We start from the raw sequence: 19,673 nt of genomic DNA on the forward strand, positions 1-19,673 counted from the left end.
GCCATGTCGGCTGTTCTCGGAGCGGATCACGATCGTGATCGCGTCATCACCCCCCCTTCGACATTTGACGTCCTCGGCGTTCCCGTCAGCGCCATCGACCCCGATGTCGCCGTGGCGACGATCGAGGGTTGGATCGACGCGGGAGCCAGGCAGTATGTGTGTATCGCGGGCGCCCATGGCGTCATCGAAAGCCACGACGACCCCGAATTGCTAAAAAGCTTTCAGCATGCGGGGCTTGTGACGCCGGATGGAACGCCTCTGGTCTGGGTTGCCTGGTTGCGCGGCCTGTCCCATGTGCGGCGCGTCTATGGGCCCGACCTGATGCTGCGGATGAGCGGCACATCGGTTCGTCCCGGGCGGCGGCATTTCTATTTCGGCGGCAACGATGGTGTTGCCGAACGATTGCGCGACGTGCTCACGGCCAGCAATCCGGGCCTTCAGGTGGTGGGATGCCTCACGCCACCGTTCCGCTCCGTCACGCCGGAGGAGGATGCTGCCATGGTGGCGGCCATCAATGCGGCGCGGCCAGACATTCTTTGGATTGGGTTGAGCACGCCGAAACAAGACCTGTGGATGTTACGTCACCGGGATCAATTGCAGGTTCCCGTGACGATTGGTGTTGGTGCGGCCTTCGACTTCCTCTCGGGAAGCAAGAAGCAAGCACCTCGCTTTATTCGCGAAAACGGCCTGGAATGGGCCTATCGCCTGTGTAGTGAGCCGCGTCGTCTCTATGGTCGCTACAGCAAGATCGTGCCCCGCTTCCTGCAGGTGTTGGCGACGGAATGGTGGCACCGGAGCCACATGACGTAGTTGTCGAATCACTTTGAATCGGCGAGTAATTAAAAACAGTTTTAGTCTATATTTTTTTCCCATATATATTTCTAGTTAGCTTTTTACTGTTGAGTTAATTACAGAATAAATATTTGTCCGTTGGGACGCTCGAAACGCTCGCTCATATTAGAGCGGTTTTCAAATTGGGGATTCGGTGGTGATGAAACCTCTTCCCGTTGCTCTTTGCTTGCAGAGCCGCCTCCTTAGAGACGGCATCGCGCTTATTATTAAAGAAGCCAATTATCGTTTATTGGCTTCAAATTCGACCTTGGACGAACTCAAGGCGACGAAGTTTAAAGTCGATGCTCGCTTTATACTGCTGATCGCCGGCCAACTTGATCGCGCATCAGACATGTCGATGGTGGCTGAGATCAAGCAGAATTTTCCGAACTGCTTGACCGTCGTGCTCCTTGATTCGTGTTCGGACGAGCGGCGTTGGCAGGTGGAGCGTCTTGACGTCGCAGGGGTCCTTCTCAAGTCGATTTCGAGCGAAGCTTTGGTCGCGAGCCTGAAGTTGATCGGTCTCGGCGAATATGTCTTTGGCATCCCTTTGGCCATCAATACTGAAAAGCCAGTCGAGAAGCATGTCGAGTGGTTTGGCAAGCAAGAAACCGACACGGGCCACCGTCCGATCGTCAAAGAGGGTTCGACCGAAATCGAGGCGGTCGATCTGTCTTTAGGTCACGCGCGTATCGCGCAATCCAGAATCATGGGCCGCAGCAAGCTGTCGGATCGGGAGTTGGAGATTTTGGCCTGCTTGGTGGCCGGAAATTCCAACAAAGTCATCGCTCGGCTCTGTAACATCAGCGAAGCGACCGTGAAGGTCCATCTGAAGACCATTCTGCGGAAGACCGAAGTGGTCAACCGAACGCAGGCTGCCGTCTGGGCCATCAACAACGTGGCACTGAATGGCGCGCTTTCCCACTCTCGACTCGAGGTCGACGAGCAGGCGTAACCCCGATTCGCGGCGCGGCTTGGGAGGTCGCGCTTCGCCTCGATCCCGTGCTCGCCCCAGCGACGCTTTTCGGCTACGCTGCGGGCCAGAGTGGGAAAAGAGTCATATGGATCCTCGACACAAGCATCGTCCCGATAAGGGTCGCGACCTTCTTCTGTTGGTAGAAGCGTCGAGCCTGTCCGGAGGGATGCGATGAGGGCCGTGCGTCGACCATCGACCGGCATGCTGGCCTCTCCTGCAGCCTCGGCTCTTCCCGAAAGCGATCTTGTTGCTGCGGTTCGATCGGCTTTGACGCAGTCGCCGCATCTGTCGGATCAGCACATCAGTCGGGCGACGGGATGCTCGCCGACGACCGTCAAGAAAATGCGGCGCTCGCTCGCGCTGCCGCCGGGATCGACGTCGAGCGTCGAGGCATAAGCTTGACGCGTCGGCTCATTCGCCTCGTGGCGGTGCGCCCAGCGCATCGAGTTCCGTCACCTCGTCGTCGGTGAAAACGCGGCTGCGGGTGAGAAACCGCACGCCTTCCGGCGCTTCTGCCGAAAATCCGGCGCCGCGGCCTGGAACGACATCGATGATCAACTGCGTATGTCGCCAATAGTCGAATTGCGCGGCGCCCATATAGAAGTTACAGGCGCCGATCTGCCCCAGTAGCACGTCCTGCGGTCCCACGCGGAAATCGCCGATCGGTAAACACATTGGGGCAGAGCCATCGCAGCATCCGCCCGACTGATGAAACAACAACGGTCCGTGTTGTTGCTTGAGGCGTTCCAAGACTCCCGCAGCTTTCTCCGTGATCTCGACCCGCGCAACCATCCCGTCATATCCTTGTTGGGTCGGGAGGCGGTGTCCGGCACCGCCTCCTCGTTAAATCGACGTCAGAAGAAGCCGAGAGCCTTTGGCGAATAGCTGACCAGCATGTTTTTCGTCTGCTGATAATGATCCATCATCTTGAGATGGTTCTCACGCCCGATCCCGGATTGCTTGTAGCCCCCGAAGGTCGCATGAGCCGGGTAGAGGTGATAGCAGTTGGTCCAGACACGGCCGGCCTGAATCGCCCGTCCAAACCGATAGGCGCGCGTGCCATTGCGGGTCCAGACACCGGCTCCGAGGCCATAGAGCGTGTCATTGGCCATCGACAAGGCCTCTTCCTCGTCCTTGAACGGCACGACCGAAACGACGGGGCCAAAAATCTCTTCCTGAAAGACCCGCATCTTGTTGTTACCCTCGAGGATGGTCGGCTCGACGTAGAAACCTTCGCCGAGTTCGCCCCCGAGATCCGCGCGCTTGCCGCCGGTCAGCACCTTGGCGCCTTCCTGCTTGCCGATGTCGAAATAAGACAGGATCTTCTCAAGCTGATCGTTCGAGGCTTGGGCGCCGATCATGGTGCTCATGTCGAGCGGGTGGCCTTGCTTGATCTTCTTCACGCGAGCGACGGCCCGGTCCATGAATTTGTCGTAGATCTTGGCGTCGACGAGCGCACGGCTTGGGCAGGTGCAGACCTCGCCCTGGTTAAGTGCAAACATCGAGAAGCCTTCGAGGCATTTGTCGAAGAAATCGTCGTCTTGATCCATCACATCGGCGAAGAAGATGTTGGGCGACTTGCCGCCGAGTTCCAACGTCACCGGGATGATATTGTCGGACGCATATTGCATGATCATGCGGCCCGTCGTCGTCTCACCCGTGAAGGCGATCTTGGCGATCCGTTTGCTTTGGGCCAAAGGTTTACCGGCTTCGAGTCCAAATCCATTGACGACGTTGATGACGCCGGGCGGCACGATGTCGCCGAGCAATTCCATCAGCACCAGAATGCTCAACGGCGTTTGCTCGGCGGGCTTCAGCACAACGCAATTGCCGGCCGCCAGGGCCGGGGCGAGTTTCCACGTCGCCATGAGGAGCGGGAAGTTCCACGGAATGATCTGGCCGACGACGCCGAGCGGCTCGCGGAAATGATAGGCGACGGTGTCGTTGTCGATTTCGGAGAGGCTGCCTTCCTGAGCGCGGATGACGCCAGCGAAATAGCGGAAGTGATCGACCGCCAGCGGCAGGTCGGCGAGGGTTGTCTCGCGAATCGGTTTACCGTTGTCGAGCGTTTCGATCAAAGCCACGAGATCGAGCTTTTGCTCGAGCGTGTCGGCGATGCGGTTCAGCACCTTGGCCCGCTCGGCCGCTGAGGTCTTGCCCCAGGCGTCCTTCGCCTTATGGGCGGCGTCGAGCGCGAGTTCGATATCGGCCGCCGACGATCGCGGAATTTCGCAGAGTTTCTTGCCGGTGATCGGGCTGGGGTTGTCGAAGTAACGTCCCTCGACGGGGGCGACCCATTTGCCGCCGATAAAGTTGTCGTAGCGGTCGCGGATCAGAACTTGTTTCGAAACTTGGTCGAGCGCTTGCTGGAACATGGAAAGCCTCCCGGAGAGCGAATGCGCCATTCGGCGTCATAAGGTCGATGAAGGGCCGCTGAACCGGGTCGGTCATCACGACGACCAGCCTCTCAACGACACCAAGCCCCGATAGTGCGCTCGGCCGAACGGCCGGTCAACGCCCCCGTCCGCGGGATCGATCGCGCCGTGTCGGCGTTGATCGGGGCGAGGGATCACCCGACGATGCCGGGCTCGCATCGAAGCCACATGGGATTGGGCGGACACGCGTGACGCGTCAGAACAAAACGATCGGCGCGGCACTTGCCTGTGTGGCGCTACGCCAGGGGCGGCGCGTTGAGCTTCAGTATGGCGGATACACCCGCACCGTCGAAATTCATGCCGTCGGCGCTACGTCCAGCGGTCATCCGGTCGTCTTGGTGTGGCAGGTGAGCGGCGGCAGCGTGAGCGGGCAGGCCGAGGGATGGAAGCTGCTCCGCTTGGATGAGATGGGACCGATGGTCGTGACCCACGAGACATCCTTGGCTCCACGCCCGGGGTTCAATCCGGATCGCAACGCGATGCCGATCGTGCATTGCCGATGCCAGGCGTCGGAGACACTGCAAGCCTAGTTCTGGTCGATCACCACCGGCAGGCCATCGGCGCCGAAACCCGAGCCCTTCGCCCGGCCGGAAGCGATCAAGTTGGGCCCATCCGAATCAGGCACCATGACGCCGAAGTCCGAGCGATGCACGCCGATGCTGCCGGTGATGATCGCATCGCCCAACGAGTTGGTCCCGAGATAGTCCGGCCGTCGCGTCTCAGAGACCGGCGGCCGCGCGACGTAATGACGACCGGACCCGTGATGTCGGTGGTGGAGCCGACCCTCATGATAGCGATGATGAGAGCGGGACGTGTTCGCCTCGGCGTCCCCCGTTCCGAGCAGCCCGATGGCGAGCGACGCACAACCCGCCAGGAGGATCACGTGGGTCTTTGTGGCTTTGGTCATGGAAATGGTCTCGGTCGAGTGAAACTGCCGACTCTATGCGCGGGCGACGGTGAAGGTTCCTTCGGGCTTGCTTCGGCCGTCGTGATGCGCTTTTTAGCGTCATTATGCTGTTTTGTGCTTGACCGCGATTGGAGCATCATCAAGTCTAGCCTGAGAAGCATCGGCAGCGATCGATGCGGCAGGAGGATCCCATGGCGCACGACGCGCGACAGCTTCGCATCGGTGTGCTCGGAGCGGGGCCGATCGCGCAATTCGCCCACCTCGAATCCTGCGTGAAGGCTTGCAATGCCGAGCTTTATGCCATCTGCGATGCAGCAACCGACCTGCTCGAGCGAATCGCCGCTTATTACGCGCCGCGCCGGACGTTCACGGATTACGAGGCGATGCTGGCCGACCCAGCTGTCGACGCCGTAATCATCGCCACCTCGGATGCATGGCACGTCGAGGCGTCGATCAAGGCGCTCGAAGCCGGCAAGGCGGTCTTGTGTGAAAAGCCGATCGGCGTTTCGGTCGAGGAGGTCGAGCGCCTGCGCGAGGTCGTCCGCCGCACCGGGGGGGTGCTGCAGGTTGGCCACATGAAGCGCTTCGATCCGGGGCTCGAAGCCGCCAAAGCATTCATCGATACTGAGATGGGGCAACAACTCGCGTTAAAAGCTTGGTACTGCGACTCGACGCATCGCTATACGATGACCGACGCGGTTCAGCCGTTGGTGCTGAAAAGCGAGGCCCAAAAAAGGCCGAGCCACAACCCCAAAGCCGACCTTCGCCGCTACTATATGCTGGCGCACGGAAGCCATCTCGTCGACACGGCCCGGTTTCTGTGTGGTGAGATCACCGAGGTGCGGGCCAGGCTCTCGGAGCGTTTCGGCGCGTCGTGCTGGTTCGTCGAGACGAGCTTTGCCAATGGGACTCTTGGCCACCTCGACCTCACGGTCGCGGTCAGGATGGATTGGTTTGAGGGCTTTCAACTCTATGGCGAGAACGGCAGCATCTTGGCTCGCACCTATAATCCTTGGTATTACAAGTCGAGCGATGTCGAGATCTTCCATGAAGCCGATGCGACAACGCGCCGGGTGCTCGGCGCGGACGGACATTTCTTTCGTCGGCAACTCGAAGGCTTCGCCGACAGCGTGCTGACCGGCGCGCGGCAGCGCGGGGCGACGATCGAGGATGGTCTCGCCTCCGTGCGGGCCATGGCGGCGATCGCCGAATCGGTCCGGACAGGCCAGGCGGTCGCGGTTCCGAGCATGAACGGGGCGGTCTAATGCGGCTCGGCATCTTCGCCAAAACCTTTCCGGGCCAGGATGCCGCAACCGTGCTGCGGGCCGTGCGCCAAGCAGGTTTTTCATGCACCCAGTTCAACATGGCCTGCGTCGGTCTGCCGGCGATGCCGGACGCGATCGACCCGGCCGTCATCGCGGCGGTCGGGGCGGCCGCACGCGAGACCGGTGTGCGCATCGACGCGCTATCGGCGACCTACAACATGATCCACCCCGACCCCGCCATGCGCGAGGCCGGGTTGCGTCGTCTGCGTGTGCTGGTCGATGCCGCGCGATCTCTCAACATTCCCCTCGTCACGCTCTGCACGGGAACGCGCGACCCGGACGACCAATGGCGGCACCACCCCGACAATGCCCGCCCCGATGCGTGGTTCGACCTGTGCGCCGCGATGGAACACGCGCTCGCCATCGCCGAGGCGGACGGGATCGATCTTGGGATCGAGCCCGAACAGGCCAATGTCGTGACCTCGGCATCCGAGGCGCGGCAGCTGATCGCCGATATGGGGTCGCGGCGCCTCCGCATCGTCTTCGATCCCGCCAACTTGTTTGAGCGGGCGACGCCCGCGGAAGCACGGCGCATCGTGGCCGACGCGATCGACATCGCCGGCGATGCCATTGCCATGGCGCATGCCAAGGATCGCTTCCCGGATGGGCGTTTTGCGACGGCGGGAACGGGCGTGGTCGATTTTGCCGATTTCTTCGAGCGGCTCTCGGCCGTCGGCTTCGACGGGCCGGTCGTGACGCATGGTCTCACGGCGGACGAGGCGCCAAAGGTCGCGGCCTACCTCGCCGGGCTGGGTGTCCAATGAGCGCCATCACGATCCGCCGCGACGATGTTGTGCTGCAGGGGTTCGACCAGGGCGCCGGCACGCCGTTGCTGTTCCAGCATGGCCTTGGCGGTTCGGTCCTCCAAATCGACGAGAACGTGCCGGATGTGGTGGGCATCCGCCGCCTGACCCTCGACTGTCGCGGGCAGGGTGGCTCGACCCCCGGCACGGCGCGACCCTTCTCGATCGAGACTTTCGCCGATGACGCCTGGGCCTTTGCGGAAGAGCGGATCGGGGCCCAACCCCTCATCGTCGGCGGCATCTCGATGGGGGCCGCCATCGCGCTCCGCCTCGCTATTCGTCATCCGGGGCGGGTGCGGGGTTTGATCCTGGCACGGCCCGCCTGGCTGTTCGCCGATGGCCCAGAAACGATGATGCCGTATCGGCACGTGGCGGCGGCGCTGCGGTCCGGCCCTCCGGCCGAGGCCCGGCAGCGTTTTTTAACCTCCCCTGTCGCAGCGATGCTGGCCAGCGAGGCACCCGACAACCTCGCCTCGCTGCTTCAATTTTTCGAGCGACCCAGCCCCCTCATGGTGGCCGATCTGTTGGATCAGATCGCGGCCGACGGACCTGGCGTGACCGAAGCCGAAGCGCGCGCCCTGACGATCCCGACCCTGGTGATTGGCCATGCCGTCGATCACGCGCATCCGCTCGCCGACGCGCGCCGCCTGGCCGAGATCATTCCCGACGCTCGTTTGGCAGAGATCCCGCCGAAGGCTGGCCAGAAAGCCGCGCATGTGGCCGCCTTCCGCGCCGTCGTGGCGGATTTTCTTTTGCGGTTCGCCGCCTAACCGGAGCCTCATCATGACGCTTGCCCAAAAACCCGCCGCCGGTTGGCTCGAGGCTCTGCCGCGCTCGCGGATCATTGGCGAATATTCGCTGTGGTCCGCCGATCTCGCCAACCTGGAGCAGGATCTCCGCCGCACCGAGGCACATGCCGACCTCTATCATGTCGATGTGGCCGATGGTCGTTTCGCACCGTCCTTCCTGTTCTTTCCCGATCAGGTGGCTCGCCTCCGGACCGTGACCTCAAAGCCGCTCCACGTGCATCTCATGGTCGAGGGCGACATTGTGCTCGGTCAGATCCGGCAATTCGCCGAGGCAGGCGCGGATCTCGTCACGATTCACGCGGAAAATGGCGCGGTCGTCGATGACGCGCTCGACCTCATCCGTGATCTCGGTTGCGCGGCCGGCGTGGTGCTTCGGGTCGAAACCCCGATCGATGCGTTGCGCCCTTGGCTCGACCGCGTCGCTTTCGTGACGCTGCTCGGCACCGCGATCGGCGTAAAGGGGCAGGGGCTGTCGGAGACGGCGTGTCCGCGCCTCAAGGCCGCTCGGGCGTTGCTCCGCGAGGCGGGGCGCGACACGGCGATCCGCCTGGCGGCGGACGGCGGCATCCGCGACACGACCGTGCCGCTGCTGCGAGCCGCGGGCGCCGACACCGTCGTGCTCGGCTCGCTGGCCTTCGGAGCGCCCGATCTCGCCTCGCGGACGGCTTGGTTGCACGGCCTACCGGCGCCCGTGAGGACGGAATGAGCCGTCGCGCGCTGGCGATCGATCTTGGCGGCACCGATCTGCGCGTCGCGGTCGTCGACGAGACCGGCGCGATCCTGGCTTTCGCCGCGACCCGGACCGATAGCATGGGCGGCCCGGAGGCGATCTTCACTCAGATCGACGATCTCGTCGCGGGGGTGACCTGGGAGACGGGATCGATCGCCATTGTCGGCGTCGGCGTCGCGGCTCCCGGTCCGCTTGATCCGGTGGCCGGTATCGTGATTGCGCCGCCCACGCTGCAGGGTTGGTCGAACGTGCCGCTCGCCGCCATGCTCCGCGACCGGCTCGGTCTGCCGGTCGCGATCGAGAATGATGCCAATGCGGCGGCGCTCGGCGAATGGCGCTTCGGCGCGGGCCGGGGCACCAGCCATATGGTGTTCGTCACGGTCAGCACGGGCATCGGCGGCGGCGTCATCGCGGATGGCCGCCTTCTTCGGGGGCATCGTGGCATGGCGGCCGAGATCGGCCATATGACCATCTCCGAACAGTCGACCGATAGCTTGTTCGGTGGCGCGCCCGGCGCGTGGGAGGCGCTGGCATCAGGCACGGCGCTGGGGAAGCGGGCTGCTCTGCGGGCTAACGGCGGGGACGGTGCGGTTCTGCGACGGCTTGCCAAATGCTCCGAGATGACGGCGCGCCACGTCGTCGAGGCTGCGCGGGCCGGCGATGTGCTCGCATTGTCTCTGCTGGCCGACGAAGCACGCCTGCTCGGCATCGGCTTCGTCAATCTCCTGCATCTCTACTCGCCCGAACGCCTGATCGTCGGGGGTGGCCTCGGCGCCGCGCTCGATCTGATGCAGGACGGCATCGCGCGCACCATCGCGTCGCGCGCCCTCGAGGCTTACAGAACCGTGCCGGTTGTGGCTGCGGCGCTCGGGCATCGCGCTGGGCTCGTCGGAGCCGCCTGCCTCATCGTCTGATCAAACGGGCGTGCCGACACGATCGCGCCCGACTTTTTAACCAGAAGGGCTTAGTCCTGAACGCGCTGCGCTGCGCGGCAGTCGTTGGGAGCCTTCGGTGATCGGTTTGGACAGCCCTTCTGACATTCTCCCGTCGGAGCCGCTGACGCTTTACATGCGGGCGATGCATCGACTGGCCTGGCACATGCCCGCGCCCCGGCAGAAGATGACCAATCAGACACCGCTGCTCAGCATCACGTTCGACGATGTGCCCGAGTCAGCCGTGCAGCAGGGTGGCGACATTCTCGAGCAGGCCGGCGCTCGAGGCACCTTCTTCATCGCGACCTCGCTGTTCGGTCGTCGTACACCCTATTGGCAGGTCGCCGACGCCGAGGCGGTCGCGTCGCTGACGGCACGCGGTCACGAGATCGGCTTGCATTCGCACAGCCACAAACCGGTCGCCCCGATGGCGATGCGAGACTTCATCGCCGATCTCGATCGGTCGCAGGCGGCTCTCGCGACCCTCGTGCCGACCGCGCGGATCGAAAATTACGCCTATCCGTTCGGCCTCAGCAGTATGGCCCAGAAGCACTATCTCGGTCGCCGTGTTCGATCGAGCCGGACCACGCATCCCGGCATCAACGACGGCGCGATCGATCCGCACTTTCTCTTGTCGATCTCGCTGGGCCAGACCGCGACCGATCGGCCTGCGATCGACCATCTGATCGCACGGGCGGCGCGTCGCAACGGCTGGTTGATCCTGACCGTTCACGACGTTGCGGACAAACCGAGCCCTTACGGCTGCACACCGGCTCTCCTCGCCTACGCGATCCAGCGGGCTGCGGCGCAGGGCTTTGGGGTTTGCACCATCGCGGACGCGCTCGACCGCGCCGGCATCGCCAAGCTCTGACACCCGGCCGGTCCCCTGAAACTCGCAACCGCCGATTAACCCTGCCAGATGTCGGCCGACCGAAACGCCGCGGTGACGCGCGCCAACACCGACATTCGGCTATGGTAAGCCTCTTGCGAGAGGCCGAACAGGAGCCAACCGGCGTGCAGCATGACCCCAAAACGGTGCCGGAATCCATGATGATCGACGCATCGGCCCAGCCCGCTCCGGATGTGCTCGCGGTCGTCTGCGTGCCGACGTTTCGGCGCCCCGCCATGCTGCGCGACACGCTGGCCTCGCTTGCGGCGCAGCGCACGGCGATTTCGTTTCGCGTGCTGGTGATCGACAACGACGCCGATGGTCGAGACGGTCTCGCGGTCGCAGTGGCAACCTTTGCCGAGGGTCCTCTGCAGGGCGCCGCGCTGCTCGAGCCGCAGCAGGGAAATTGTCACGCCATCAATGCGGCGTTGCGACAGGCCGGGCAGCTCTTCCCTGACGCGCGCTATCTCCTGATGATCGACGACGACGAGATCGCGTCGCCCGAATGGCTGGACCGTATGGTCGCGACCGCCGAGGCGGAGAAGGCCGATATCGTCGGTGGGCCGGTTTTCTCGACATTTTCGACCCAACCGCACCCGGGCCTCGCGGCTCATCCGGTCTTCTGGCCCGCCTATGACCGGAGCGGGCCTGTGCCGATGATCTATGGGAGCGGCAATTTTCTCGTGAGGCAGGCCGCCCGGTTGCGGCTTGCCAACCCGGAATTCGATGTCGCCTTCAACTTTCTCGGGGGTGGTGACACCGATTTCTTCACGCGCTGCAAGCGGGCGGGCTTTCGCTTCTATTGGAACCAGGAAGCCCGGATCGACGAGACTGTGCCGCCCGCGCGCGCCAACGCGCGTTGGGTGCTGCAACGGAGTATGCGGATCGGCGCCATCAATTATCGGCTCGACCAGAGCGCGGATGCGAGAGGCCCGATCCGGGCGATCGGCAAGAACGTCCTGCTGGTGCCGCTCAGCCTCTATCGCGGCGCCAAGCGCCTGATCGCGTCGGGCAGTCTGCTACAAGCGAGCCACCCGCCGGCGATCGCGCTCGGTCGTATCCTCGCCAGCCTCGGGGTGGAAGGAAAGCAATATCGAGCCAAAACAACGGCCGAGGCGAAAGCCAAAGCCGGAACCCTGTCATGACCGACCGGACGCTGACCAACCGAACCTTGACGCCCGCGACCGCCGCGCCCGCCAACCCCGGGGTGCGGCAGGACTGGCGTCACGGGCTGTCTGGTCCGGTCTTTGTCGCGACCGTCCTGCTCGTGTGGGTCACGCTGCATCCGTTTCAAAGTCTCTCGACCAGCGCGTCCGTCGAATTATCGAGCGGCAACGAAGGCCTCACCTATGCGGCCTTTCTGGCGCTGGCGGGCGTCGCCTTCGCGGTGGTCTTGCCGCGACTTCGCATCGTCTGGCGATGCCTGATGGTCGCTCCCATCCTGGCGATGGCGGGCTGGATGCTCGTCACGTCGGTCATTTCGGAGGATCCGGGCACGTCGCTTCGCCGGCTCGTGCTGACCGGCCTTGTCGTGACCCTGGCGGCGTGCCTCTTTCTGCTGCCCAACAACCAAGCCAAGCTGGCCCGCTTGCTGGCGATCTGCGCCCTGACGGTGTTGATCCTGAGTTATCTCGGGGTGATCCTGGTGCCGGGCCTCGCGATCCATCAGGCGACCGATCTTGGCGAGCCGGAACTCGCCGGTAACTGGCGCGGCCTCTTCGGGCACAAGAACGATGCGAGCGCGGTCATGTCGCTGTTCGTCATCATCGGCTTGTTCATCGCCCGGTGCCGCATGCCGGTGACCGGCAGCGCCATCATGCTGCTCGCGGTGGTGTTCCTGCTGTTTTCGGGCGGGAAAAGCTCGTTGATGCTGATCATCATCACGCTTGGGGTCAGCTCGCTCTGGGGGATCGTGCGCGGTCCCGTGGCGCGTGCCCTCTTGGCGTTCGGCCCGGCGTTGCTGCTCAACCTGCTTGGCGTCGGCAGCGTGCTCTGGCCGAATATCGGGAGCGTCACCAAGGCGTTGCCGCTCGACACGACCTTCACGGGCCGCACCGATATCTGGGCGTTCGCGATCGATAGTTTGCCGGGACACTACCTGACCGGCCATGGGTTTCAGGCGTTTTGGAACACCGCTAAAACCTGGACGGGCGGCGAGGACGCCAGTTGGGCCGGAACCGCGGCGCATGCTCACAACGGATATTTGGACCTGATCGTCAATATGGGGCTGCCGGGTCTTGGCTTCGGCCTGTTCATGGTGGCCTGGATGCCGTTCCGCGACGTGCTGGCGGCCGAGCGCAACGGAACCGACCCGGCCCTGCTGGCCATGTTGCGGCAAATCTGGATCTTCGGCCTCTCGCTCTCGGCGATGGAAACGTTCCTGTTCCTGCGGGCCGACCCGGTCTGGCTCACGTTCCTGTTCGCGATCTTCGGCCTCCGCTATGCGGCATCCTTTCCGTTGCGCGGTTTAGCAGAGGGTCGGCAAACGCCAAATTAACCGGCGCCCCCGATGCTCGCTGACAAGACGCGATCGGCTGTGTCGGTTCTGCCCGATCTGTCGTAAAAAATACCTAGTCGGCGCGGTGTTCGACAGTCTGATCCGACACCGCCCCAGAATGGCGCCCGACGTTGACCCTCTCGCTCATCACGCCAAGTTATCACGGGGATCTCGAGCGTGCCGCGCTCCTGTTCGAGACCGTCGATCGTCATGTCACCGGATTCGACAAGCATTATGTCATCGTCAGTGACAGCGACTACCCGCTGTTCGCGCGCTTCGAGAGAGGCCGGCGCGAGATCCTGCCGGCGTCGCGCTTTTTGCCCACCTGGCTTCACCCTATGCCGGGTTTTCTGAAATGGCGCGGGCGGCGTTATCTGTGGTCGCTCAAGGCGTGGCCGATCTATGGTTGGCACACCCAGCAACTGGTCAAGATCGCGGCCGCCGCGACCCTTCCGGCGACGCGCTACTGCCTGATCGACAGCGACAATGCCTTTTTCCGGCCTTTCGATGCGGCATCGGTGGACAGGTCGGGCTCGGTGCCGCTCTACGTCGAGCCCGCTGCTGTTCAGGCCGGATCCCCTTGGCATGCGCCGTGGCTCAAGACGGCGCATCATCTCTTGGGCCTGGCACCCCCGACCTTTCCGGCCGATGACTTCATCGGGCAGATGATCGTGTGGGATCAGGCGACCGTTCGGGCCATGTTGGCCGGCATCGAACGGGCCACGCGACAGCCTTGGGCCGTCGCGCTTTGCAAAGCCCACGGCTTTTCGGAATATATGCTGTACGGAACCTTCGTATCGACCGACGCGACGGCAACGTCACGGCACGTCCAATCCAGCGAAAGCCTTTGCGTCACGCATTGGGATCGGTCGACGCCCGATCATGACGCCCTCGTCGAGATGCTCCGCGCCGCCGCCCCGGATCAGGTCGCGCTCTGCGTCCAATCCTTCAACGCGACGCCCATCGACGTGATTCGCGCCGCGATCGAGGACGTGGGGGTGGGCGCAAGCCGGTCGCGGCGCGCCGTGACGGGGTTCGGCTCGCCATGAATCTCGTTCGCCAGACCTCGATCTATTTCGTGGCAAATGTCGCCTCGGCCGCGTTCGGCCTGCTGAATGTCGTGATCTTCACGCGTCTGCTGTCGACGGCCGATTACGGGGTCTACGTACTCGGCAGCGGCTATGCGGCCGTGCTTGCAGCGCTGCTCTACACCTGGATCAAGCAGGTGATCATGCGGGAGGAGGCCAAGGGCGACGGGCCTGACATGCGGGGCACGATCCTGCTCGGCTTCCTGGCGACCTTGCTCCTGTTCCCGCTGATCTATGTCGGGGCATCCTTGTTCACCGACGTCGACAAGCTGGCGATTCTCGGCACTTTGGCGTTCACCGTCGCGAGCGGGTTTTTTGAACTCGGGCAAGACCTTGTCCGGGCGCGCCTGCTGGCGCTCCGCTACATGGTGGCCACCATCACGCGCGCCGTCCTTGTCTCGGGGTTTGGCATTGCGGCCGTGCTCGGCGGCGGTGGCGGTCACACCTTGCTGCTCTCGAGCGCGGCCGCCTATCTGATGAGCGCCGGGCTGACGCTGCGCTCCGTTTGGGTCGGCACGCGCCTGAAGCTTCGCGACAAAGACCTCGGCCCCCTCTTCGTCTGGGGTTTTCCGCTGACGATCTCGATTTCGATGCTGTCGCTTTCGACCTCGGTGGATCGCTTTATCATCGCGGGCCTGCTCGGCACGGGCGCAGCGGGCCAGTACGGCGCCTCCGTCGATCTCGTCCGCCAGGCCCTCATCATTCCGGCTATCAGCGCGTCGGCGGCCTTCATGCCGATCGCTGTCCGCTTCCTCGCAAACGACGGAGCGGCGGCGGCGCGGGCGCATCTCGAAGATTGCCTGGAACTGCTGGTCGGCGTGGTGCTCCCGTCCGCCATCGGTTTCGCCCTTGTGTCGGGCCATGTGGCCGATCTCGTGCTCGGGCCGGATTATCGCGCCGTCGCGCGGATTGTCATGCCGGCCGCCTCCATCGCGGTGATCTTTCAGATCATCGTCCAGCAATATGTCCACATCAGCTTCCTGCTGGCCAATCGCAACGCCTTCTATCTCATCAACACGGTTGCGACCCTCGCGTTTGGCGCCATCGCGTCGGCGGTGCTGACCCATGTGTTCGGCGTCGGTGGAGCCGCCTGGGGCCGCGTGGCGACGGATGTGTTCGGCCTTCTCAATGCCGGAGTTCTGGCCGCGATCGCGTTCCCGATGCCGGCCCCGATCGGGCGCATCGCCCGGGTCTGTGGCGCAACCGCCGCGATGGCCGTGGTGGTGGTCGGCCTCGATCATCTCGTGGTCACGGATCGGCCCATCGTCCTGGCTTTGCTGATCCCCGCCGGTGCCGTCACCTATTTGGCCGCATGCTGGGTGCTGGATGTCGCGTCCTTGCGCGGCAAGCTCCGGTCGGTCTTGTCGCGACTTTCGGGCTTGCGCCGCCAACGGGCGTGATCCGAAGGCGCTCTTGCCGTCACAGCCCGAAGACGACGATTTCGCTGTTGGAGAGATCGCCATCGCGCGGTCGGTCAGGGCCTTTGAAATATTTCGGCATGCCTCCCGCCACGAAGGCGCCGGGAATGCCCGCGATCGGCCCATTCGCGTCGATCACCACGACGCCGCGCCCACGCCGCGCCAGCGCCCGCCCGATCGGCCCGGCGAAGCGCACCATATCGGCGATATCGCGGCAATAGACGAGTTGTGCGGCCGGAACGACCCCCTTGACGGTCCGCAGCCGGAACGAAAAGGGATAGACGGCTTCACCGTCGATGGCCGCGAGGTTCAGGCAGCCATAGTGACGCTGCTCCTCGAGGATCGCGACGTCACGCGCATCGAGACCCTTCCGTCGCCCGTTGATCGCTTCGACCCGCACCGATGGCCGACCGCGCGCAAAGGCCGGAAGCGCGAAAAGCCGACCCTGGCTGTAGCGAATGAAGCCCTGCGCCTCGATGATGGGGCGCGTATGTTCGGCGGGAGACACGTTGAAATAGGTGCTTTGCTTGTATTTCGTGGCTTGGCTGATGAGGATCGACGCATAGCCCTGGAAGGCCGGATCGACATACCAGCTCGACAGGTTCGAGCGGGTCACGAAGGCGTCGCCCGCGCGTGTCGTGCCCGAGATCAGCAGGATCACCCCGACGAGGTCGCCATCGCGGTCCAGCACATAGCCGAAACGCGGCAGGTCGGGCGGAGAGTCGCGCCGCGCCATCCGGGTGAGCCCCGCCGTCCAATAGGCATGTGTCCGGTCCGGGAAGCCTGCGGTGAGCAAAGCCGCGACCGCTGGGAGGTCCGCCTCGACGATGAGGCGGCAGCGCAGCCGTGGCGCGGCGGCTGGCGCTGGCCGAGGCCGATCGATGTCGCTCATCGCATCACCGCTGCATCCAGCGCCGACAAAGCTGCTGCCCAGGCGGCCTGCGTATCGACGGGTGGCACCGCGATCCGCGACCCCGCCGCGTTGATCGCAAGCGCTGCGAGCTCGTCCACATCGGCGTGCGGCGAGGCCAGGCATAATTGCCCGGTTGCGATCGCGGCCCGATAGGTCGGAAAGGCATCGACGCTACGCCGGTCGGGAGGTGAATTGACCACCACCGGCTTGCCCGACGTCAGGCAAGCCTGCACGCTGGCGCGGCGCGTCGTCAGCCCCTCGGCGAAACGATAGACGAAGACGTCCACGGCCTCGAAGATCCCGAACAGGTCCTCAGGCTCCGCCACGAACCCGGTTACGCGCACGCGGTCGGCAAGATCAAGCGCCCGAACCCGCGCCTCGAAAGTTTCCTGGACACGATCCTGGCCTTTGACGAAAGAGCCGGCGAAGACCACGAACGGATCGTGGCCGAGCCTCCGGATTGCGGCTGCGATATCGAGCACCTCGGCCGAGTGTTTCTTCGGATAGATCGATCCGAAATGCCCCAGGATGAGACGTCCTTTGGCGCGTTCGGCGGCGAGACGCTGGCTGTCGTCGCTGGCGCGGATCGTCTCCGGCCGCATGAGGTTCGGTGGGATCGGGATGATGCCGCGCCGTTGGGTCACCCATCGCGACAGCGGGCTGGCGGCAAATTGTTCCGAGACCTCAAGGCAGGAGAACAGGATCACGTCCGCGAGCTTCAGCGGCAGCGCGAAGGCAGCCCGGCGCTTCCAATCGAGATCGGCCCATTCGTGCAGCACGACGATGGCACCTCGCCCCTTGGCATGGGCCATGGCGAGCGCGACGGCCGGTTCGACCAGCCGCGTCTTCCAGGCCACCAGGGGCAGGTTCAGCACCACGGCATCGGTGTCGTCGAGGGCTTTGCCGAGCGTCGCGAGGTCGAGATCGAGCGTCGTCGTCGTGGCACGGCGACCAGCCGTCGACGCAAGCAGCCGTGCGAAAGCCTCGACACCGCAGGGTGTGTCGGATCTCGAGACAAGGACGGCGAGGCGAGGCGCCTCGAACCCGGATGAAGTCATGTCGGCTCAATGGCGCCAGCGCGCTGGACGACGGCCCAACCTGTGCTTGCATTTGCCTTAGCGGATGGCAGAGCCCTCCGTCGACCGACATTCGACACAAATGCTGAAGAGATTATCGCGGCCTGCCGCTTCTCTTACGTTTCGCTAACCAAGTTCCTTTACGGTCGGCTTGTCGGTTCGACGACGTTCGTGCGTTTGCCCCGTATCTTTGGCAAAAGCAACGTGTTGCAGCGCCAAGGTTTGATGATCCCGCGAACGGTCGGAGGGTTGAGCGGCGATGTTGGACGAGACGAGATCGGTGCGGACCAGCGTTCCATACGCCGGGGTCAGCGATGTGCCGCCGGTCTCGAACCCGCTCGCTCAAACCTTGCTGTCCCGATGGCGTCTGATCGTCGCGTTGGCAGCCCTCGGGGCGGTCGCGGCTTACGCCGTCTCGACCATCATCCCGCCGAGCTTCGTCGCCTCGTCTGAGCTTTTCGTCGATCCGCGCAGCGTTCAGGTGCTGAAATCGGACCTCACGGTGCGCCAGGAAGATTCTCAAACCGAAAATAGCTTCGTCGAGAGCCAGGCCCGGATCGTGACATCGGAGAGTGTGTTGTCTCGCGTCGTCGCCGAACAGCATCTGGCCGACGATCCGGAGTTCAACGGTGCCGCCCGGGGCCTGATCGCTTCGCTGCTGGGCTTGGCCGGATCGCCACCCGCCGCGACCGATGAGGAGACACGCGCCCGCAACGCCCTCACGACGCTCTATGATCGCACCAGCGTGCATCGGCCCGAGCGGACCTTCATCATCGATATTTCGGTGATGTCGCGGGATGCCGCCAAAGCCGCGACGCTCGCCAATGCGGTCGCGCAGAGCTACCTCGACGCGCAGACCGAGGCGCTGTCGGAATCGGCGCGTCGGGCCAATGCGGCGCTGACCAACCGGCTCGACGAATTGCGTGAGCGTTTGCGCGTCTCCGAGGCGAAGGCCGAAGACTTTCGTCGCAAGAACGGCCTCGTCGGCACGCGGACCCAGCTCGTGAGCGAGCAACAGCTCACCGATGCGACGACCCAATTGGCGCAGACCCGCTCTCGCGTGATCCAGGCCAAGAGCCGCCTTGATCAAACCCGCAACCTTCAGGCGACCGCCGCCCATAACGGCAGCCTTCCAGAAGCGATCGCGTCGCCCACGATCGGCATCCTGCGCGGCCAGCAATCGGAGGCCCTCCGCAAGCTCGCCGACGCCCGCTCCACCTATGGCGACCGCTATCCGGGCGTGCGCGATCTGCAGGCGCAGGTGGCCGACATCAATCGCGTCGTCGCGGCCGAACTCGGCCGCATCGCGCAAGCGGCTCAGGCCGATTACGATCGAGCCGTCGCATCGGAGACGGCACAGAAACAGGTTGTGGAGACGTTGACGGGCGAGTCGTCCAGCGCCGGCACCGCCTTGGTGCAACTGGCCGGCCTGCAGCGCGAAGCCGACATCAACCGGAACCTCCTCAACGCCTTCATGAGCCGGGCGCGGGAAACCAGCGAGCTCGAGCGGGTCGATTCCACCAACGCCCGGATCGTCACCAGCGCCCAGCCGCCGCGCAACCGCTCCTTCCCGCCACGCGGAAGCGTGCTGGCGATCCTGGGGCTGCTGGTGGGTGCGGGTCTCGGTGCCGCTTTAGCGATGCTGCTCGCGATGCGGCAAGATTCCGACGATGAATTCGATCGCCGCCTCGACCCGCGTCGGATCAAATCCGCCGCTTGATCATCGCGAGTGGGCTGCCCTAAGCGTTAGCCGATAGGCTGATCGCATCGTCGATGCGGCGGATGCGCTCCTCGGCCTCGTGCTTGGTGATGCAGCCCATGCGGGCCGCGAGGCTCACGGCGCGGTCTTTGTCGCCGCGCCCCCGCGCGGGTCCGGTGGTGACCAGATAGGCCGCAAGGGCCGAAAGCTCCGCATTCAAGCGTTCGATCGTTCCAGCGAGGCGCGAGACTTCCATCTCATGCTCTCGGCGACTGATCACGTCCGTGCCAAACATCGTGTCCCCTTCCGACTGTCACATATTGTCGAACCACCGCGCAGCATGAG

General features: G+C 64.1%; 21 protein-coding genes. 15 read left to right on the plus strand and 6 right to left on the minus strand.

Going from position 1 to position 19,673, the window contains the following annotated elements:
* Positions 1-3: 3 nt before the first annotated feature.
* From LGH83_RS14725 to LGH83_RS14735, 3 genes are all read left to right on the plus strand, one after another.
* Positions 4-810 carry a WecB/TagA/CpsF family glycosyltransferase gene (locus LGH83_RS14725; RefSeq protein WP_227399310.1) on the plus strand — a complete coding sequence of 269 codons (807 nt, stop codon included), beginning with the start codon at positions 4-6 and terminating at the stop codon, positions 808-810.
* 181 nt (positions 811-991) lie between these two features.
* Complete coding sequence (locus tag LGH83_RS14730) at positions 992-1,786, plus strand: response regulator transcription factor (RefSeq protein ID WP_227399311.1); 795 nt, start codon at positions 992-994, stop codon at positions 1,784-1,786.
* A gap of 192 nt (positions 1,787-1,978) precedes the next feature.
* Positions 1,979-2,203, plus strand: coding sequence for a hypothetical protein (locus LGH83_RS14735; RefSeq protein ID WP_227399312.1), 225 nt, complete (start codon positions 1,979-1,981; stop codon positions 2,201-2,203).
* Positions 2,204-2,218: 15 nt separating this feature from the next.
* On the opposite strand, the gene LGH83_RS14740 is transcribed toward LGH83_RS14735, so the two are convergent.
* Together LGH83_RS14740 and adh are read right to left on the minus strand one after the other, a co-directional pair.
* Entirely contained in the window at positions 2,219-2,599 is a 381-nt protein-coding gene (locus LGH83_RS14740) for a DUF779 domain-containing protein (RefSeq protein ID WP_227399313.1), read from the minus strand.
* 62 nt (positions 2,600-2,661) lie between these two features.
* Positions 2,662-4,182: an aldehyde dehydrogenase gene (adh, locus tag LGH83_RS14745; RefSeq protein ID WP_131113605.1), complete on the minus strand. Its 1,521-nt coding sequence runs from the start codon at positions 4,180-4,182 to the stop codon at positions 2,662-2,664.
* A gap of 248 nt (positions 4,183-4,430) precedes the next feature.
* Here adh and LGH83_RS14750 point away from each other — a divergent pair, with 248 nt between their 5' ends.
* Complete coding sequence (locus LGH83_RS14750) at positions 4,431-4,772, plus strand: hypothetical protein (protein ID WP_227399314.1); 342 nt, start codon at positions 4,431-4,433, stop codon at positions 4,770-4,772.
* On the opposite strand, the gene LGH83_RS14755 is transcribed toward LGH83_RS14750, so the two are convergent.
* Entirely contained in the window at positions 4,769-5,149 is a 381-nt protein-coding gene (locus tag LGH83_RS14755) for a hypothetical protein (RefSeq protein WP_227399315.1), read from the minus strand. The two genes, LGH83_RS14750 and LGH83_RS14755, sit on opposite strands and share 4 nt — an antisense overlap.
* A 191-nt stretch (positions 5,150-5,340) precedes the next feature.
* Here LGH83_RS14755 and LGH83_RS14760 point away from each other — a divergent pair, with 191 nt between their 5' ends.
* From LGH83_RS14760 to LGH83_RS14805, 10 genes are all read left to right on the plus strand, one after another.
* On the plus strand, positions 5,341-6,414 hold the full coding sequence (locus LGH83_RS14760) for a Gfo/Idh/MocA family protein (RefSeq protein WP_227399316.1): 1,074 nt from the start codon (positions 5,341-5,343) through the stop codon (positions 6,412-6,414).
* On the plus strand, positions 6,414-7,238 hold the full coding sequence (locus LGH83_RS14765; protein WP_227399317.1) for a sugar phosphate isomerase/epimerase family protein: 825 nt from the start codon (positions 6,414-6,416) through the stop codon (positions 7,236-7,238). Before LGH83_RS14760 ends, LGH83_RS14765 begins: the two co-directional genes overlap by 1 nt.
* Positions 7,235-8,047: an alpha/beta fold hydrolase gene (locus LGH83_RS14770; protein WP_227399318.1), complete on the plus strand. Its 813-nt coding sequence runs from the start codon at positions 7,235-7,237 to the stop codon at positions 8,045-8,047. Before LGH83_RS14765 ends, LGH83_RS14770 begins: the two co-directional genes overlap by 4 nt.
* Positions 8,048-8,060: 13 nt before the next feature.
* Entirely contained in the window at positions 8,061-8,792 is a 732-nt protein-coding gene (locus LGH83_RS14775; protein ID WP_227399319.1) for a ribulose-phosphate 3-epimerase, read from the plus strand.
* Positions 8,789-9,730 (plus strand): ROK family protein, encoded by a 942-nt coding sequence (locus LGH83_RS14780; protein WP_227399320.1) that lies wholly within the window; start codon positions 8,789-8,791, stop codon positions 9,728-9,730. Before LGH83_RS14775 ends, LGH83_RS14780 begins: the two co-directional genes overlap by 4 nt.
* 97 nt (positions 9,731-9,827) lie before the next feature.
* Positions 9,828-10,619: a polysaccharide deacetylase family protein gene (locus LGH83_RS14785; protein WP_227399321.1), complete on the plus strand. Its 792-nt coding sequence runs from the start codon at positions 9,828-9,830 to the stop codon at positions 10,617-10,619.
* A 101-nt stretch (positions 10,620-10,720) separates the two neighbouring features.
* The gene (locus tag LGH83_RS14790; protein ID WP_227399322.1) at positions 10,721-11,782 is read left to right on the plus strand and encodes a glycosyltransferase family 2 protein; all 1,062 of its coding nucleotides are present in this window, start codon (positions 10,721-10,723) and stop codon (positions 11,780-11,782) included.
* Positions 11,779-13,134, plus strand: coding sequence for an O-antigen ligase family protein (locus LGH83_RS14795; RefSeq protein WP_227399323.1), 1,356 nt, complete (start codon positions 11,779-11,781; stop codon positions 13,132-13,134). The genes LGH83_RS14790 and LGH83_RS14795 overlap by 4 nt, the downstream gene beginning before the upstream one ends.
* Before the next feature lie 131 nt (positions 13,135-13,265).
* Entirely contained in the window at positions 13,266-14,183 is a 918-nt protein-coding gene (locus tag LGH83_RS14800) for a DUF6492 family protein (protein WP_227399324.1), read from the plus strand.
* Positions 14,180-15,622, plus strand: a complete 1,443-nt coding sequence (locus LGH83_RS14805; RefSeq protein ID WP_227399325.1) for a lipopolysaccharide biosynthesis protein — start codon at positions 14,180-14,182, stop codon at positions 15,620-15,622. The genes LGH83_RS14800 and LGH83_RS14805 overlap by 4 nt, the downstream gene beginning before the upstream one ends.
* A gap of 19 nt (positions 15,623-15,641) precedes the next feature.
* On the opposite strand, the gene LGH83_RS14810 is transcribed toward LGH83_RS14805, so the two are convergent.
* Positions 15,642-16,532, minus strand: coding sequence for a GNAT family N-acetyltransferase (locus tag LGH83_RS14810; protein ID WP_227399326.1), 891 nt, complete (start codon positions 16,530-16,532; stop codon positions 15,642-15,644).
* A complete protein-coding gene (locus tag LGH83_RS14815) occupies positions 16,529-17,611 on the minus strand; it encodes a glycosyltransferase family 1 protein (RefSeq protein ID WP_227399327.1) in 1,083 nt (360 codons plus the stop codon). The genes LGH83_RS14810 and LGH83_RS14815 overlap by 4 nt, the downstream gene beginning before the upstream one ends.
* 298 nt (positions 17,612-17,909) lie before the next feature.
* On the opposite strand from LGH83_RS14815, the gene LGH83_RS14820 reads away from it, so the two are divergent.
* Positions 17,910-19,349 carry a GumC family protein gene (locus tag LGH83_RS14820; RefSeq protein WP_227399328.1) on the plus strand — a complete coding sequence of 480 codons (1,440 nt, stop codon included), beginning with the start codon at positions 17,910-17,912 and terminating at the stop codon, positions 19,347-19,349.
* A 19-nt stretch (positions 19,350-19,368) separates the two neighbouring features.
* On the opposite strand, the gene LGH83_RS14825 is transcribed toward LGH83_RS14820, so the two are convergent.
* Entirely contained in the window at positions 19,369-19,623 is a 255-nt protein-coding gene (locus LGH83_RS14825; RefSeq protein ID WP_131113591.1) for a hypothetical protein, read from the minus strand.
* Positions 19,624-19,673 lie beyond the last annotated feature (50 nt).

The organism is Lichenihabitans sp. PAMC28606, assembly GCF_020616535.1.
Classification (GTDB): Bacteria; Pseudomonadota; Alphaproteobacteria; order Rhizobiales; family Beijerinckiaceae; genus Lichenihabitans; species Lichenihabitans psoromatis.

Coding starts and splice junctions, on each gene's coding strand:
- LGH83_RS14730 (WP_227399311.1), top strand. CDS start 992: ATGAAACCTCTTCCCGTTGCTCTTTGCTTGCAGAGCCGCCTCCTTAGA.
- LGH83_RS14775 (WP_227399319.1), top strand. CDS start 8,061: ATGACGCTTGCCCAAAAACCCGCCGCCGGTTGGCTCGAGGCTCTGCCG.
- LGH83_RS14740 (WP_227399313.1), bottom strand. CDS start 2,599: ATGGTTGCGCGGGTCGAGATCACGGAGAAAGCTGCGGGAGTCTTGGAA.
- LGH83_RS14810 (WP_227399326.1), bottom strand. CDS start 16,532: ATGAGCGACATCGATCGGCCTCGGCCAGCGCCAGCCGCCGCGCCACGG.
- LGH83_RS14780 (WP_227399320.1), top strand. CDS start 8,789: ATGAGCCGTCGCGCGCTGGCGATCGATCTTGGCGGCACCGATCTGCGC.
- adh (WP_131113605.1), bottom strand. CDS start 4,182: ATGTTCCAGCAAGCGCTCGACCAAGTTTCGAAACAAGTTCTGATCCGC.
- LGH83_RS14805 (WP_227399325.1), top strand. CDS start 14,180: ATGAATCTCGTTCGCCAGACCTCGATCTATTTCGTGGCAAATGTCGCC.
- LGH83_RS14755 (WP_227399315.1), bottom strand. CDS start 5,149: ATGACCAAAGCCACAAAGACCCACGTGATCCTCCTGGCGGGTTGTGCG.
- LGH83_RS14760 (WP_227399316.1), top strand. CDS start 5,341: ATGGCGCACGACGCGCGACAGCTTCGCATCGGTGTGCTCGGAGCGGGG.
- LGH83_RS14765 (WP_227399317.1), top strand. CDS start 6,414: ATGCGGCTCGGCATCTTCGCCAAAACCTTTCCGGGCCAGGATGCCGCA.
- LGH83_RS14770 (WP_227399318.1), top strand. CDS start 7,235: ATGAGCGCCATCACGATCCGCCGCGACGATGTTGTGCTGCAGGGGTTC.
- LGH83_RS14815 (WP_227399327.1), bottom strand. CDS start 17,611: ATGACTTCATCCGGGTTCGAGGCGCCTCGCCTCGCCGTCCTTGTCTCG.
- LGH83_RS14735 (WP_227399312.1), top strand. CDS start 1,979: ATGAGGGCCGTGCGTCGACCATCGACCGGCATGCTGGCCTCTCCTGCA.
- LGH83_RS14725 (WP_227399310.1), top strand. CDS start 4: ATGTCGGCTGTTCTCGGAGCGGATCACGATCGTGATCGCGTCATCACC.
- LGH83_RS14825 (WP_131113591.1), bottom strand. CDS start 19,623: ATGTTTGGCACGGACGTGATCAGTCGCCGAGAGCATGAGATGGAAGTC.
- LGH83_RS14795 (WP_227399323.1), top strand. CDS start 11,779: ATGACCGACCGGACGCTGACCAACCGAACCTTGACGCCCGCGACCGCC.
- LGH83_RS14790 (WP_227399322.1), top strand. CDS start 10,721: ATGGTAAGCCTCTTGCGAGAGGCCGAACAGGAGCCAACCGGCGTGCAG.